At 70.1% G+C, this 15,382-nt stretch carries 13 protein-coding genes; 1 reads left to right on the top strand and 12 read right to left on the bottom strand.

Annotated elements, in window-relative coordinates:
- Positions 1 to 63: 63 nt before the first annotated feature.
- Positions 64 to 1,221, top strand: coding sequence for an SLC13 family permease (locus tag V6S02_RS06120; RefSeq protein WP_336400218.1), 1,158 nt, complete (start codon positions 64 to 66; stop codon positions 1,219 to 1,221).
- A 19-nt stretch (positions 1,222 to 1,240) separates the two neighbouring features.
- Here V6S02_RS06120 and V6S02_RS06115 read toward each other — a convergent pair whose 3' ends face one another.
- The 12 genes from V6S02_RS06115 to V6S02_RS06060 all read right to left on the bottom strand — a co-directional run bounded on the left by V6S02_RS06115 (position 1,241) and on the right by V6S02_RS06060 (position 15,224).
- On the bottom strand, positions 1,241 to 1,765 hold the full coding sequence (locus V6S02_RS06115; RefSeq protein WP_124293177.1) for a DUF6790 family protein: 525 nt from the start codon (positions 1,763 to 1,765) through the stop codon (positions 1,241 to 1,243).
- Between the two features lie 22 nt (positions 1,766 to 1,787).
- On the bottom strand, positions 1,788 to 2,465 hold the full coding sequence (locus tag V6S02_RS06110) for a DNA alkylation repair protein (protein WP_336400217.1): 678 nt from the start codon (positions 2,463 to 2,465) through the stop codon (positions 1,788 to 1,790).
- Positions 2,462 to 3,490, bottom strand: coding sequence for a cupin domain-containing protein (locus V6S02_RS06105; RefSeq protein WP_124293175.1), 1,029 nt, complete (start codon positions 3,488 to 3,490; stop codon positions 2,462 to 2,464). The genes V6S02_RS06110 and V6S02_RS06105 overlap by 4 nt, the downstream gene beginning before the upstream one ends.
- Before the next feature lie 79 nt (positions 3,491 to 3,569).
- Positions 3,570 to 4,511: a BadF/BadG/BcrA/BcrD ATPase family protein gene (locus V6S02_RS06100; protein ID WP_336400216.1), complete on the bottom strand. Its 942-nt coding sequence runs from the start codon at positions 4,509 to 4,511 to the stop codon at positions 3,570 to 3,572.
- The gene (locus V6S02_RS06095) at positions 4,508 to 7,270 is read right to left on the bottom strand and encodes a hypothetical protein (protein ID WP_336400215.1); all 2,763 of its coding nucleotides are present in this window, start codon (positions 7,268 to 7,270) and stop codon (positions 4,508 to 4,510) included. The genes V6S02_RS06100 and V6S02_RS06095 overlap by 4 nt, the downstream gene beginning before the upstream one ends.
- On the bottom strand, positions 7,263 to 7,994 hold the full coding sequence (locus V6S02_RS06090) for an N-acetylmannosamine-6-phosphate 2-epimerase (RefSeq protein ID WP_336400214.1): 732 nt from the start codon (positions 7,992 to 7,994) through the stop codon (positions 7,263 to 7,265). The genes V6S02_RS06095 and V6S02_RS06090 overlap by 8 nt, the downstream gene beginning before the upstream one ends.
- A gap of 5 nt (positions 7,995 to 7,999) precedes the next feature.
- Entirely contained in the window at positions 8,000 to 9,811 is a 1,812-nt protein-coding gene (locus V6S02_RS06085) for an FAD-dependent oxidoreductase (RefSeq protein ID WP_336400213.1), read from the bottom strand.
- Entirely contained in the window at positions 9,808 to 11,304 is a 1,497-nt protein-coding gene (locus tag V6S02_RS06080; RefSeq protein ID WP_336400212.1) for a DUF4127 family protein, read from the bottom strand. The genes V6S02_RS06085 and V6S02_RS06080 overlap by 4 nt, the downstream gene beginning before the upstream one ends.
- 29 nt (positions 11,305 to 11,333) lie before the next feature.
- Positions 11,334 to 12,098: a GntR family transcriptional regulator gene (locus V6S02_RS06075; RefSeq protein WP_124293170.1), complete on the bottom strand. Its 765-nt coding sequence runs from the start codon at positions 12,096 to 12,098 to the stop codon at positions 11,334 to 11,336.
- The gene (locus V6S02_RS06070; RefSeq protein WP_124293169.1) at positions 12,095 to 13,015 is read right to left on the bottom strand and encodes a carbohydrate ABC transporter permease; all 921 of its coding nucleotides are present in this window, start codon (positions 13,013 to 13,015) and stop codon (positions 12,095 to 12,097) included. The genes V6S02_RS06075 and V6S02_RS06070 overlap by 4 nt, the downstream gene beginning before the upstream one ends.
- On the bottom strand, positions 13,012 to 13,890 hold the full coding sequence (locus tag V6S02_RS06065; RefSeq protein ID WP_124293168.1) for a carbohydrate ABC transporter permease: 879 nt from the start codon (positions 13,888 to 13,890) through the stop codon (positions 13,012 to 13,014). The genes V6S02_RS06070 and V6S02_RS06065 overlap by 4 nt, the downstream gene beginning before the upstream one ends.
- 5 nt (positions 13,891 to 13,895) lie before the next feature.
- Positions 13,896 to 15,224, bottom strand: coding sequence for an ABC transporter substrate-binding protein (locus V6S02_RS06060; RefSeq protein WP_336400211.1), 1,329 nt, complete (start codon positions 15,222 to 15,224; stop codon positions 13,896 to 13,898).
- Between the last annotated feature and the right edge of the window lie 158 nt (positions 15,225 to 15,382).

Here is a 15,382-nt window from a genome sequence, read left to right as displayed (position 1 = left end):
GGGAATCCATGCCGACAGTCTAGTCAGGTCGGGGCGCGCGGACCGGGGCACCATGATGGTGCAGTGAAGACCTGGATGCTGGGGCTCGGGCTGCTCGCTGCCGGCGCGGTGGCCCTGGTGACCGGTGTCCTCCCGGCATCCGAGCTCCTCGCCGTCGGCGACCGGGTCTGGAGCATCCTGCTGTTCGTCGTGGCGATCACGGTCGTCGCCGAACTCGCTGCATCCGCCGGCGTCTTCGATGTCGCCGCTTCGGCCCTGGCGCGGATCGCCCGCGGCAGGACGCTGCTGCTGTGGGCGCTGGTCGTCGCCCTCGCCGTCGGGGTCACCGTGTTCCTCTCTCTCGACACCACCGCTGTGCTTCTGACTCCGGTCGTGCTCGCCGTCGCGCGTGCCCATCGACTGGACCCGATCCCCTTCGCGCTCGCGACGGTGTGGATCGCCAACACCGCCTCCCTGGTGCTGCCGATCTCGAACCTCACGAACCTGCTCGCCGTGGACCGCATCTCCGGCGGCGATATCGCCGGATTCGTGGCACTGCTGTGGCCAGCCGCCGTGGTGTCGATCGTTCTGTCGGTGCTGTTGCTGTTCGTGGTCTTCCGCCGCCGGCTTCGGGGTCGGCACGATTCCTCGGCACCTCCGGTCGTGTCGGACCGCGTTCAGCTGAGGGTCGCGGCGACCATCGTGATCGTTCTGCTGCCGTTCCTCGTCAGCGGCATCCCGCCCTGGATCCCGGCGAGCCTCGCCGCTCTCGCCCTGACGGCGCTTTTCGCGTGGCGCTCGCCCCGCCGCCTGCGGCTCTCGCTCGTGCCGTGGTCACTGCTGGTCTTCGTCTGCGGTCTCTTCGTCGCCGTCGCCGCGCTCGAGGCCCTGGGAGCCCTCGAACCGTTGGAGGCGCTCATCGGTCCGGGTGACTCGGCGGCCTCTCTTGCGAGCATCGCGGGGGCCGGGGCGGCAGCGGCCAACATCGCGAACAACCTCCCCGCCTACCTCCTGCTCGAGTCCGCCGCCGACGACCCGGTGCGCCTCGCGGCGCTGCTCATCGGGGTCAACGCCGGGCCCCTCGTCACCCCGTGGGCGTCGCTGGCGACGCTGCTGTGGCACTCCCGGGTCGTCGCGGCCGGCGTCACCCTGTCCTGGGCGCGCTATGCCGTCCTCGGCCTGGTGGGAGCGCCGCTCATCGTCGCCGGCGCGGTGCTGGCGCTCGCCGTGACGACCGCCTAGCCGCCCCGCCTCCCCAGCGTCAGGAAAGCGTCAACCAGATCCACAGGGCGAGCGTGACGAGCGGGATGAGGAAGTCGAGCACGAGGATGGGGCCGGCGTTGTTGATCGAGAGATTGCGTTCGACCACGATCGCGCGGATGTGACCGATGCCCGCGAGGACGAGGAAGACCAGCGCGGCCAGGATCGGGGCGAGCCAGGCGTCTGCATCGAACGCTGCGGCGGCGACGATCGCGGCCACGCCGATTCCGAGGTTGGCCGCACCGACTTCGAACTGGAAGGGACCCGGCTGCCAGCCGATCGATCGGGCGATGACGGGCCCGAAGAAGAGGTGGGCGATGCCATTGCCGACGCTGGAGGACCCGATGAGGAACAGGACGGCGTTCATCGTCGTCCACCGCAGAGCGTCGGCACCGCCGGTGACGACGAAGCCGACGATCTCGGCGATGACGAAGAGGATCACCCCCGCGAAGGGAAGCAGGCCGACGAGAAGCGGCGTCTTCTGCGGTGTGATGGATCGTGCAGCGTCGGGCGATATACCGGTCATGCGCGTGATCGTACCGCCCGTCTCACAGGTGTTTGGTCGCCTCGCGGACCGACAGCGCGCTGAGCTCGTGTGCAGCGACGAAACGTCGCACCCAGTCCGGGTCGGTGCGGGCGTGATCGCGCAGGGCCCACCCGATCGCCTTCCGGATGAAGAAGTCGGGATCCGAGGCGTTGCGCTCGATGACCTCCGCCAGAAGGTCCCGGTCGACGCGGGCGCGTCTGCCCAGCTGGGACAGGATCGCGATGCGCCGGATCCACAGGTGGCCGTCCAGGGCCCACGCGCGCACGAGGGACGCTGAGTCGTCGGGACGGGTGTCGAGGAGGTCGCCGAGTCGGTGGGCGAGCTCGTCGGTGATGTCCCACCACGCGCCCGTGCGCACCATGTGTTCCACGAGCGGTACCAGTCGCAGGTCCCCGCGGAGGGCCCGATGTCGAAGGAGGGCCATCGCGGCGTAGCGCTCCTCCCGGTGAGTCGCGTCGTCCCACAGGCGTCGCGAGGCCTCCAGCGCGGTGTCGGCGTCGTACCCCGCCGCGATCCGGGAGACGATCGCCCGCACCTCGGGCACCCGGACGCCGAGGAACGGCATCGTCGACTTCATGTAGGCCTGCTGACCGGCGGCGCGCTCGGGTTGTGCTGCGTGCCGAAGGGCTCGGCGGAGGTCGTCGACCATCGCGGTGGCCCCCGGGCCGACGCCCGTCATGCGTCGCGGGGGTTCCGCCGCTCCACGATCAGCGGATCGACGGGTGTGAGGGGCAGGCGCGGCAGATCCCGCTCGGAGATATCGAAGGCACCGGCGAGCACCTCGCGCGAGAACGCCGAGGCGGTGGCCCGGTATCCGATGTCTCCGGGGGTGGGCTGGTCGAAGAAGATGAGGAAGTCCAGTCCGTCCTCGCCGAGCGTCTCGATGTGATGCGGGTACGCGCGCGGGATGAAGTAGACCTGCCCGGGCTCGAGCTCGTACCGGTCGAGGGTTCCGTCGGGGCCGAGCACCCGCATCCGTCCTCTGCCCTTCCAGACGTAGCCGAGCTCCGCGGTGACGGGATGCCAGTGCGGCTCGCGCATCCCGTTCCCGGCGATATGGAGGTGGTACATCGAGATGTCCTCGAGCGCGGCCCAGTACTGCTTGCGTGCGAGCTTCGCGAACCCGTAGCCGTACGACAGGGGCGCCTGCTGCCCTTCGACGTCGAACAGCCGGGCGTTCGGAAGCCCGGCGGTGTCGGGAATGCGCACGGGGCCCCGGCGTCGGAAGATCGGGGTCGGGTCCCGTCGAGGCAGGATCTCGAAGGCCGCCGCCGGGAGGTCGTAGGTGTTCCCCAGGACGGCGTCGGTCATCGCATTCACACTGCCGGAGAAGGAGAAGTGCTGCGGGTGGGCCGACCGGAGCGCGGCGATGATCTCCGCCGCACCGTCGCCGACGTTCTCGATGTGCGCGACGGCACCCGACTCGATGTGGAACATCTGTCCCGCTTCGACGACGAAGGTGGCGAAGGCGTCGGCGTTGCCGAGCACCGAGACCAGCACTCTGCCCCGTGTGACGTAGGCGAGCTGGTGGGCGTTGACGTTCCACTGCGGCTCGCGGACACCCCCGGGGGCGAGGACGATCCGCTGGATGGACATCCGCCTGAGCATCGGGAAGTCCGCGCGGGTGAGCCGGCGGATCTCCCCCGCCTCGCCCTCGAAGGCGGTCGGAGCGGCGTGCAGCGATGCGACATGCGGCGAGGCCATGTCGAAAATGTAGACCCTCCGGCCGCCTTCTGGCGGTGGGCGTCGATCGGGAGTCGTGCTCGGGAGCCTGCGAACGCCGTCAGACCGCGACGCGATCCGCGGTCGAGACGACGCGCTGCAGCGGGTGCGACGACGGCAGGTCGTGCAACCGATCGACACCGTCGATCGGTTCACCCAGAGGCGGCTGGAGGACCACCCCGTCCTCACTCAGTTCCGTGGCGAGAGCCCTTCTCAGGGCTTCCGCCTCCACCACCTTTCCATTGGCACTGACCCGCGCCTGCGTCTTCGGCATCCCCGACATCCGCAGAGCGGCCGCGATCGAGCCTGCCAGTTCCCGGGCGGCCGTCATGACGATGCCGGCGGCGACCGCGTCGTCCTCTGCCGCTGCGGTCACCGAACGCGCGAATGCCGCGACGCGCTCGACGCGGCGGGGGTCGGCCTGCAGGGCGAGAGGAACCAGCGGCAGCGCGCCGAATGCCGCGGTCGCGGAGGCGGTGAGGGAGGTCGCGAGACCGCGGCCGTCGACCGCACGCAGCGCAGCATCCAAACCCGCTCGGCCGATCCAATAGGCACCCCCGGCGTCGCCCAAGAGGTAGCCCCACCCGTCCACGCGGGCGAGGCCGGCCGTCCCGCAGCCGAGGACCACCACACCCGTGCCCACCGCAGCGACCACTCCGTGCTCCTCGGCATTGGCCCCGAGGTACCCGGTGACCGAGTCGTGCGCGATGCGGGCGGAGGTCAGCGTCGGCTCGACGGAGAGCAGATCCGCTGCGGCGGCGGGGTCTTCATCGAATCCGGACGCTCCCACCGCCACCGAGATCGTCCGCGTCGTCGGCGGGGCACTCGCGAGCGCGTCGCGGACGACACCGACCAGCTGGGGCGTCGCCGGCCGGTCGGCGCGGATGCCCGGGAGCACCGAGATATGCGTTCCGTGCGGGTCGCTTCGACGCACGCGGATCGAGGACTGCCCGGCGTCGACCGACAGCCGGGTCGTCCCATCAGCGCGCGGGCCGCCCCTCACTTCAGGTCGCCTCCCGTCGTGGGCCGCCCCGGGAGCGGGGCCGCGGGCACCAGCCGCAGGGTCAGGGTCTGCTGGGGCGCGAGGGGGTATTCGCTCCGCTGCGCACGCGCGACCCGCACCGATGCGCCGGCCAGCGCCGTCTCATCCATGCGAACAGCCGAGACGTCGACATCGACCGCCGCGTGGAGCGTGGCGTGGCGATGCGTGTCAGTCGGATTGCTCAGCCGCAGGATCGCTCCACGGCCGTCCTCCGCCGGCTTGAAGGCGGTGACGAGCGCGCCCGACACCGAGAGCGGTGGCGCAAGGACGGACGGCGCCTCGGGTCCCACGCGCACCTGCAGCGCGACGACGGCGACGCGACGCGCGTCGGCCCGCTCGGCGAGGGCGTAGGCGTCGGTGGCCGCCGCACCCAGAACGAATGCGACGCGGGCGGTGATCGGTCGCAGCAGCTGCGCTTCCGGGGTGGCCAGTTCCGGGCCTGCCCCGGTCGTGCGGGTTCGCAGATCGAACCGCGAGAGCCACCCCACGCTCCGCAGCACGGTCACGGCCACCTCTGCCGGAGCACCGTCGCCGCCTGCGATGCCCTGCACTTCGGAGACGTGGTCCAGCAGGATCCCGATGGCCTCGTCGCCTCCCCCGGCCGCGACGTACCCGTGCGCGGGGTGGGTCCCGATCGCGCTCTCGCGATTCCGCTCGTGCGGGGCCGGCCCGATGACCGGCCCGAAAGGGCGCGTCAGCGACGAGAAGTGCTGACCGCTGGTCCACGCCGTCGGCTGACCAGCGACCGGAGCGAGCAACCGGAGGCGATGATCACGTGAGGCGTTCACCCACTCCGCCGTCCACTCCAGCGTGTCCGAACCGTGCCACGCCGTCAGTCGGATGTCCACGGCGGTGGGGATCGTCGCGGTGGACCGGGCCTCGCGTGCCTCATCGAGCGAGTGCGGGATGTCGAGTTCGGCGCGCCAGGAGATCACCGTACGCACCGCCGACCGGATCACCGCGACGCTGCCCGCCCGCGCCTCGACACGACGATCGCCCGCCGGAGGGTCGTACGTGTACGTGTCGCCGCGGTCACCCTCGTCCACCAGCCGACCGAGGCGCCGATGGCGGGTGCCGGTGGCCGGGTCGACGACGTCGAACGCGGCGTCGGCGAGCACGGTGACCGATCGACCATCCGGAAGCGATACCGCCTCGCCGACGTGCCCCGGTTCGCTGTCGGCGCGTGCGCGGGGTCGACCGTCATGAGGAGCCAGCTCCGCCGTGAAGATGGCGACGGCACCGGGCTCGACGACGGAGGCGATGAACCGAAGCCGCAGTACCCGGGCTTCGACGGAGTCGGGGAGGAGATCGAGATCAGCCTCGAAGGAACGCCGCACACCGAGGTCTTCCACTTCGATCGGAACCACTCGTCCGCTCGGATCCTTCAGCTGTGCGATGTCGCTTCCGGGTGCGACGACGACATCGACCTCGACGGGAACACGCCGGTCTCCTGCGGCGAAGGGGACATGGACCGCGATGCGAACGGCGTCGTCGGCGGGCGTCCCGTGCACCCGGGTGTCGACGCGGCGTCGGAGCAGTGCGCGCCGCAGCATCTGATCGCCCAGCTCGAGAACACGGTCGGTGCGCACCGAGTTCTCCCGGTGCACCTCGTCCACGCTGCACCCGCAGATGGAGTCATGTGGAGCGTTCTCGAGCACGAGCTCCCAGGCGTGACGCAGCTGTGCATCGGTCGGGCCTGCGATCGGCGTGGCATCGACGGCCGAGAGCCCGGGAACAGCCGGAGGATCGAGCACCTCGGCGGCGAGGAGGGGTTCGACGATGCGCTCCAGCATCCGCTCCGCCCGTGAGTTCTCCTGTTTCAGATGGATGCGCGAGGACAGCGTGCCGGGAAGCAGGAACGACCCTGGGCCGCCGAGGAATCGGAGTTCGCCGTCGATGACCACGGGATCCGGACGTGTGGCGCGCAGATCGTCGAAGAAGTCCTCCAGACTCGACTGGACCAGGGACCCACCGGATGTCTCCGACGCAGCCACCGCTGCGAGCACCCGGCCCACCGCGCGGGGGGCGAGGTGGTCGCCCCCGTTCATCAGCAGCCAGGGGCCCTCGGGGCGACGCTCACGCTCCCGGTCGAGGAAGGCCGCGAGGCGCTCGGCGCGTCCCTCGGGGGTCCACAGGATCTCCGCCTCGTGGTACGCCTGGTTGACCGCGTACACCTCGGCGCCGTCCGGTGAGCGCCACCGGAACTCCGATGCCTCCGGTGGCGCACCACGCCAGACCAGCGCCGTGTCGATGCCGAACCCGGTGAGGATCCGGGGCAGGTCGGCGGGGTGACCGAACGCGTCCGGAGAGTATCCGATGGCTGTCAGCGCCCCGATCCCAGCGCCCAGACGGCGAGCGGCGAGGAGGTTGCGGATGAGATTCTCGCCTGAGACCAGCTGGTTGTCGGCGAGAACGTGCCACGGTCCCACCGTGAGGACACCCGCCCGCACGTGCCGGCGCACACGCTCGACGAGATCGGGACGCAGGTCTCCGACGTCGCGGAGCGTGATCGTCTGTCCGTCCAGATGGAACCTCTCGATCGAGCCCGCGTCGAGCTGGGTGCACACCTGCTCGACGAGCTCGACCAGCCGCGCGCGATAGGACTCGAACGGGCGGTACCATTCCCGGTCCCAGTGCACATGGGTGACGACGTGACAGGTCGGCTCGGAGCCGTTCCCGCTGCGGTCACGGATGGATGGTGCGACGCGCTGCTCAGACACGGACCGCTCCCTTCGGCGAGCGAGGGCTTCCGGCATCGGCGGGGATGGCGCCGACGAATCCGGCGGTGATCATCGCGGGGCGCGTGATCGCGCCCCCCACGACGACGCTCCACGCGCCGGCAGCGAAGGCGGAGGAGAGCTGTGCGGGCGTGGTGATCCGCCCTTCCGCCACCACCGGGATCGCCAGGGTGTCCACCAGCGCCGCCACGAGGTCCAGATCCGGACCGGGGTGATGGGCGTGCCCGGCGGTCTCCGGCGTGTAGCCCGAGAGCGTCGTCCCGACCAGCGTCGCACCGGCGGCTGCTGCGGCGACACCTTCGGCCAGGGTGGCGACGTCGGCCATGACGGCGATTCCCCGCAGGCTCAATTCGCGAAGGGTCTCGCTCAGAGTGCGTCCGTCCGGACGCGGTCGTGCGGTCGCGTCCAGGGCCACGATGTCGGCGCCCGCGTCAGCCACGGCGAGGGCGTGTTCCAGCGTCGGGGTGATGTAGACGCCGTCGGCGCCGGCTTTCCAGAGCCCGATCACGGGGAGATCGGTCACCGAGCGGATGGCACGGACATCGTCGGGGCCCTCGCACCGGATTCCTCCGGCGCCTCCGGCGATCGCCGACAGCGCCATGGCACTCATGTGCTCGGGACCGTGCAACGGTTCACCGGGTAGCGCCTGGCATGAGACGACGAGGCGCCCCCGGAGGCGATCGAGGAGGGAAGGGATGTCGGGCATGATCCTCATTCGGTACGACGCGCGCCGGGGACGGCGCGCGGGTGGTCGGTCGCGCTCGATCGGTCGATCGCAGCGAGCGCGGGTTCGGCGAGCGCGCGGGCGAGAGCACCCCAGGTGCATCCGGGCGCAAGGTCGGGGCGAGTCGGGGTGATGTCCAGGAGCGCGGCGATGCGCACGGCGGCCCGCCGTAGCGCCGCCGCCGCCTCCGTCGACACCGGAAGATCGGGTTCGACGGTCAGCCGTCGTCGTCCGACGCGATCCAGCCCGCCGTGGGCGATCAGCAGCGACCCCGCGACGAACGCCGGGTGATGCTGAGGGAGGTCCAATGCCCAGACGATCGGGACTCCGGCGCGCAGAACGGCGACCTGAACCGCGATCAGCTCGCGTGCATCGGCCAGGATCTCCTGGGCGGTGAGGCGCCGACGGACCGAGTGCGCCGCCAGAACGCCGGCGGCCTCCCCCACTGCCCATTCGCCGTGATGGACGCGGTAGGCCGCGGCGGCGATCTGCGTCGCCGCCAGGTTCTTGGCGCCGGCGAGCAGGTTCGCCGGACCCCGTCCGCACTCCGGGACCAGCGACCGGAGCGGCACCTGGAAAGGAGCCGTCGGCGCGTAGACGCTCGGGTGACCACCGACCCGCGGGTGGAGGTCGGCGTGATACCAGGCGATCCCCGCAGCATCCGTGAACTGCTCGGCCCGTTCCTCATCGGCGCGCGGGGTCAGGTCGAGTTCGGTGACGGGATGCGCGGAGCGCAGTCGCCGCGACTCGCGGACATACGGCGACTCGGCCAGACCATCCGACGTACCCGAGATCTCGGGCGCGAGTCGGAGTTCCGGGTATCCCGTCCCACCGCCGTCGCGAGGCGCTTCCGTGCGCAGCCAGTGCACGAACGCCCTGGTGAGATCCCGGGCGGCGGCCTCCGTCCCCCGGGGGTCGGCGACCAGCCCGGAGCCGTACCAGTCGTTGCCGTGCCAGTTGATGATCGCGGCGTCGATGCCGCCGAGCTGTACGCTGTCGCGGACTCGTCGATACGACCAGAACGACCCCGGCGGATGTTCGTCGTCGAAGAACGAGAAGGTGTGGGTGTGTCCGACGTCATTGGAGAGGGTGAGGCTGAAAGGCTGCGCGTCGCGCCAGCGCTCATAGTGGAGCGGTGCGTCGGCGACCGGTCCGGGCTGATCGTCGTCGCGGACCAGCGCGGCGACGACGGTGCAGGATTGCTCCGCCCGGTGATCGGCACCGCCGGGGAGCGCGTGGGGTTCACCGAAGGCTTCGCGGCCCTCCGATCCGATCACCCAGTCCGCTCCGGCCAGAGGCAGGACGTCGCCGGTCTCGGTGGCGTCGACGACGACCGCGCCGGTCACGGAGATGAGCTGCCCACCGCGCTCGAGGACGACTCCCGCCAGACGTTCGGCATCGCCGATCACCTCGACCAGGTGTGCGCCGCGCAGGATCGTCAGCATGCCGCGCCGCCGCGGCGCGTCCAGCATCGTCTCGAGGATCCGCTCCCCGACGGCGGGCTCGAAGCACAGCCGACTCACCCACCCGCCGCCGGGATTGCGACGACCGTCGTAGGCCGCGCGGATGCTGTCGCGCACAGCCCGATAGCGGAGGGAGCACGCTGCCTCGCGCTCGATGTGAGGGTGCTCATCCAGCGGCGCGGTCAGCTGTGTCGTGATCTGGCCACCCACTCGGCGCTCGCCACCGGCCATCACGACAGCGCAGCCGGCGCCGGTCGCGGCGAGCGCGGCGGCGACGGCTCCGAGACCGAGCCCGATCACGACGACGTCGGTCTGGATCTGCCCGTCGCCGTTCATGCGTTCTCCCCCGCGGTGTCCGACAGCGCGATCTCGAAGGACCGTCGCCACGGGAACGAGATGTCAGAGGCGGTCACCTTCCCGATCCCGGCGGAGGCGAGCGGGGCGAGCGCGTCCGTCAGAGCGGCGGCGACGAAGGCGGCCGCACCACCGACGTCCTCGATCCGATCGTGCCGCTCGACGGGTGACCCGATGCGTGCGCGCAGCTGCCGCCGGACCTCGCTCATGTAGCCGTAGTCCTCGATCACGCGCGTCCGCACCAGGCGCGCACTCGCGCCGCCGTCGAACACGCCCGCGCGACGTGCAGCCAGCGCCGTGACCAGGTGCGCTGCGGCCGTTCCGATCGTGTTGCCCGCCGTGTTCCAGGCGGCGAATCCGTCCAGATCCGCCAGCACGCCCCGCCGCGCGAGCGCGCGGACCAGCGCGGGATCGGCGCCGTTGGGCTGGGCGACGTCGGCGACGGCGACCGCGGTGCGGCCGTCCGCCACGAGCGATGCCGCCAGCGCAGCGGTGGCGTCGGCGGCTGCCGTATCCGTTCGCTCCGGCGGTGAGACCGCCCAGTCGCCTCTCGTACCGTCGGGGGTGTGGACGAGGAGGATCCCGTCGGCCTCCGCGGGATCCTCGACGAGCTCGGCCCCGGCACTGTCCAGCTGTGCGCGAGCGGTGTCACCGACGGGTCCCGTCTCGTAGGGAGCCACCCGGTCCAGCCCTCGCGGGTCGGCGGCGAGGACGGCGATTCGCGAAGGCCGGGTCTGCAGCTGTTCCCCCACGGCGCGAGCGGTCAGGACCGCTCCGGTCTCGTCGGCGCCGGGCGCGACGCGGGCCCGACTGGTCACGCCCAGCCGCCCGATCCACTCGCCGATCGCCATCTGGTCTCGCTCCGACAGCGACCCCGGGACGGCGTCGTCGACTCCGACGAACAGTCGACGGAGCGTGCCGTCGGCGACCATGCCGACGGCGCCGAGGGCGAGCACGTGCTGCCGCAGTCGACGCCGCAGCCAGTCGGCGCGCACGTCGTCGGGGATGTCGGCGGTGCGTCCGCCACCGCCACCGCCACCGCCAGGCGAGCCTCCCAGTTCGAGCGACAGTGCGTGAAGGGCGGGCCCCCACTGGGCCCAGTACCGCGGTTCCTCGAAGTCATCTGCCGCATCGGGGGCGCGAGGGACGACGATCGAGGCGTAGACAGGCGCTGCGCTGTCGCGCAGCACATCGAAGCGTGCGAGCACCGCGGCGGCGCTCTCGGCGCCGATCCGGGAGGGGATGAGTCCGCCGAACCCGAGACCGTCGAGCGAGATCACGGCAGCGTGGGCGGCGTCGTCACCGTCGCCGTGGAGCGCGGCGTCCAGCCACGTCGTGAGCGCGCCGATGTCTCCCCCGCGGCGGAGGTCCGGGCGTGCGACCGGGGGCGGTACCTCCATGCGGAAGCCGGCGATCGCCGCGATCCGGCGCGGCAGATCCAGGCAGACCGGCCGCTCGTCCAGCGGTACGAGCACCAGCCTCGGAGTTCGAGACGGCGCGGGCATCAGACGCGGCGCTTCACATTGATCTGGAACTCGTACGCATCGCCCCGGTAGACACCCGTCGAGGATTCGATGCGCCGCCCGTGCGTGTCGAAGACGATGCGCGCGACGAGGAGGGCCGGTGAGCCCGGCGCCGATTCGAGCAGCTCCGCCTGCCGTTCATCCAGAGTGACCGCCCGGATCGTCTGATGCGCGCGCGCAGGCGTGGCGCCGGCGTGTCCGAAGTACTCGTAGAGCGATCCGAGCAGCTCCGGTCCCAGGTTGTCGCCCGTGAGCCACTCGGGCAGCCACAGGCTCTCGATGCACAGCGGCGCGCCGTCAGCAGTTCGGAGGCGCTCGATGTGCACCGCACGGGCACCCGGAGTGATGAGCAGCTCCCGCGCGATCCGTTCGTCGGCGCGGCCGTGCTCGAGCCGGAGCACCCGCGATCCGGGCGTCATCCCACGCTCGGCGATGTCCTCCGAGAAGGAGGTCAGGTACAGCGACTTCGACACCAGGTCCTTGTCGGCCACGAAGGTGCCCGATCCCTGGACCCGGTAGACCCAGCCGTGGTCGGCCAGGCGCGCGAGCGCCTGGCGCACCGTGGCACGGCTGACGCCGAAGAGGTTGACCAGCTCCCGCTCGGGCGGCAGAGGGTCGTGCGGGGCGAGGTGGGCGATGACCTCATCCCGCAGCCGCGAACGGATGGCTTCCACCTTCGATCCGGTGTCGCCGGCCGCGCGCGAGGGCGGCATCATGGGGGCATCCGTGCCGGTCTCGAGTGTCATCCCTTCACCGCCCCTTCTCCTGCACCGCGGAAGAACCACTTCTGAGCGAAGAAGAACGCGATGATCAGCGGGATGACGGCGATCATCGTGCCGGCAGCCACCACCTTCTGGTCATCCGCGAACGCACCCGCCAGAAACTGCAGTCCCACGGTGAGGGTGTAGTTGTCCTGGCTGGTCAGGACGATCTGCGGCCAGAGGAAGTCGTCCCACGCGAACATGAAGCTGAAGATACCGACCACTGCCATCGTCCCCTTCACCGAAGGCAGTGCGACGCGCCAGTAGCGCTGGAACTCCGACGCGCCATCCAGGACCGCGGCCTCATCGATGGCGCGCGGAAGGGACAGGAAGGCCGACCGGAAGAGCAGGATCGAGAATCCCGTGACGGCGGAGGGCAGGATAACCCCCAGCAGCGTGTCGACGAGTCCGAGCTGTCGGGCGGTGAGGAAGACCGAGATGAAGATGACCTCGAACGGGATGACGAGCGTGGCCAGGAAGGTCAGGTATGCCGCGGTGTTACCGCGGAAGCGCAGGCGGGCCAGGGCGAAGCCGGCCAGCGAACCGAAGGCGATGTTGGTCACGGTGGAGGCCGAGGCGACGATCAACGAGTTGCCGATGAAGGTCCAGACCGGGATCACGTCGGCGACCTTGGCGAAGTTCTCCAATGTCGGGTCGCGCGGCAGGAAGTAGGGCGGGTAGGAGAACACACTGTCCCCCTCGCCTTTCAGGGCCGTTCCGAGCGTGTAGAGGAAAGGCCCCACGAGCAGCACCAGCACGAGGACGAGGACGACGTAGTGCGCCACCCGGCGGATGACTCCCCCGACGCCGAGAGGGCGTCGGCGTCGGAGCTCTGCGCGCTCGGCGGCCGTCAGCGGGGCGGCGACGCTGCGGACGGCGTCTGCGGATTCGATGACGGTCATGCTTCCGCGTTCTCCCTACTGAGCTTCTGCAGCGCGACGGTCAGGCCGATGGTGAAGACGAACAGCACCAGGCTCATCGCGGCGGCGTAGCCGACCTGTCCGTCGAAACCGGACCCCACCTCGCGGATGGTGAACACCATCGAACGCACCTGCCCTCCGGGTCCGGCGGTAGGACCGGCGATGACGAAGATCTCGGCGTAGACCTTCATGGCGGCGATCGCCGACAGCACACCGACCAGCAGCATCGTCGGCCGAACCGAGGGGATGGTGACGGAGAAGAATCGCCGGATGCCGCCGGCACCGTCCATCTGCGCTGCTTCATGGAGCTCGCCGGGTACGTTCGCGAGCGCGGTCAGGTAGATGACCATGTAGAAGCCCAGGCCTTTCCACACCGTGACCAGGATGCAGCTGAACAGCAGAAGGGTGGCGTCGGTGAGGAACGGCAGCGGCTGCTGCACGATGCGAAGGGTCTGGAAGAGCCAGTTGACCGGGCCGCGTTCCTTCAGCAGGAACACCCAGATGAGGCCGACGACCACCATGGAGGCGATCACCGGGGTGTAGAACGACGCTCGGAAGAACGCCATGCCGGGGATCTTCGGCTGAACGAGCATCGCCAGCAGCAGGGGAAGAGTCACCAGCAGGGGAACCGCCACGACGACGTAGATCAGCGTGTTTCCCGCCGAGAGCCAGAAGACGTCGGAGGTCGCGAGGGCCCCGAAGTTCTCAAGCCCCACGTACTGTCCCCCCGAGGCGAGCCGGAAGTCGGTGAACGACAACTGGACGGTGCGGAAGAACGGGACGATGTGGAAGATCAGGGCGACGGCGAGCGCCGGTGCCATGAGCAACCAGGGCGTGACGAGCCTTCGGGGCCGCATCGCGTCTACTCCCCGCCGCCGGTGATGGCGTTGGCCTCTTCGACCGCCTGGTCGAGCGCCTCCTGTGCGGTCAGGTCACCGGTGAGGGCGAGCTGGATCTTCGCCAGCACCGCGTTCTTGACCTGGTCGTCGTACTGGACGGGCGTGAGGTTCTCGGCGCGCGCGAGCCCCTCTGCGGAGAGCTTGACGGCCTTGGACAGTTCGGTGCCGTCGGAGTCGTCCTGGAAGAACGGGTCATCCAGCGCAGCGGTGACCGACGGCAGCACCGGCGCCACCCGGGAGAAGGCGAGCTGGTTCTCGGCGTTGGTGATGAACTTCGTGAAGGCCAAGGCGGTACCGGGGTTCTCGCTGGTCTTGGGAATCAGGAGCCCCATCACCGACATGTTGACCGGCTCACCCTCGGCGGCGATCTGGGGTGCCACCCGGGTGTTCGCGAACACCTCGGGAGCGTTCTGCTCGATGCCGTTGAGGAAGTTCGGTCCCGAGGGGAACATCGCGACGTTCCCGGCCTGGTAGCCCTCCTTGGCGTCGTTGAGGGTCTGCGTGAGCGAATCGGCCGGGAACACTCCCGACTGGTACATCTCGGCGAGCCCCTCGACGTATTCGACGGCGTCCGGGGTGTTGAAGGTCCAGACGAGGTCTTCATCGATGAGCGGGACACCGATCTTGGCCAGATCGGTCATGAACCGGTTCTCCAGCGCGGGGTGCAGGCCGTAGAACTCGCCCGCACCGGCCTCCGAGATGGCGCGAGCGTCCTCGTAGAGCTCCGCGAACGTCTCGGGTGCGTCGTCGGGGTCCAGCCCCGCGGCTTCGTAGAGCGCGGCGTTGTACATCGTCACCTCGCTGGTCAGGTACCACGGCACACCGAAGGTCCCCTCCATGCCGGGAACCTGGAATCCCTTCCACGCCCCCTCGACATACTCTGCGGCGAGCTCGGGGGCGGCCTGGTCGATGTCGAGGAAGACTCCCTCGCGTTCGAGCGGCTGAGCGAAGTTGGGGTTCATGTTGACCACGTCAGGGAGGTTCCCGGCGGCGGCATCGGCGGCGAACTTCTCCTGCGCCCCGGCGAACGGCACATCGATCCACTCGACCTCGGTGCCCGGGTACTCCTCCTCGAAGGCCGCGATGGTGTCCTCGATGTACGCCGCGAGGTCGGGGTTGGAGCTGAGCTCGAGCGTGGCGAAGCTGATCTCGCCTTCGACGGTCGACAGCTCGTCGGCGGAGGCCTCGGAGCCGGTGTCGACACCTTCGAGGCCGCAGCCGGCGAGCGCAAGGGCCAGACCGGTCGCAGTCGCACCCGCGAGAAGCGTGCGACGGGTTCGGTTCAACGTCATTGGTGGGACCTTTCGGATTGCGGGATCGATGCGATCCACGGACGGACGTTAGCAAATGGTTCGAACCACTGCAACGTGCTTCTGACCATTGTCATGGTTTCGAGATCCGACCCTTGCGATCAATCGCGTCGAAGACTAGCGTTGGCGCGCAATTGGTA

It is taken from the genome of Microbacterium sp. CCNWLW134, assembly GCF_037083565.1.
Taxonomy (GTDB): Bacteria; Actinomycetota; Actinomycetes; order Actinomycetales; family Microbacteriaceae; genus Microbacterium.
Note: the sequence above shows the minus strand (reverse complement) of the source record. Positions and strands in the feature narration are given on the sequence as shown.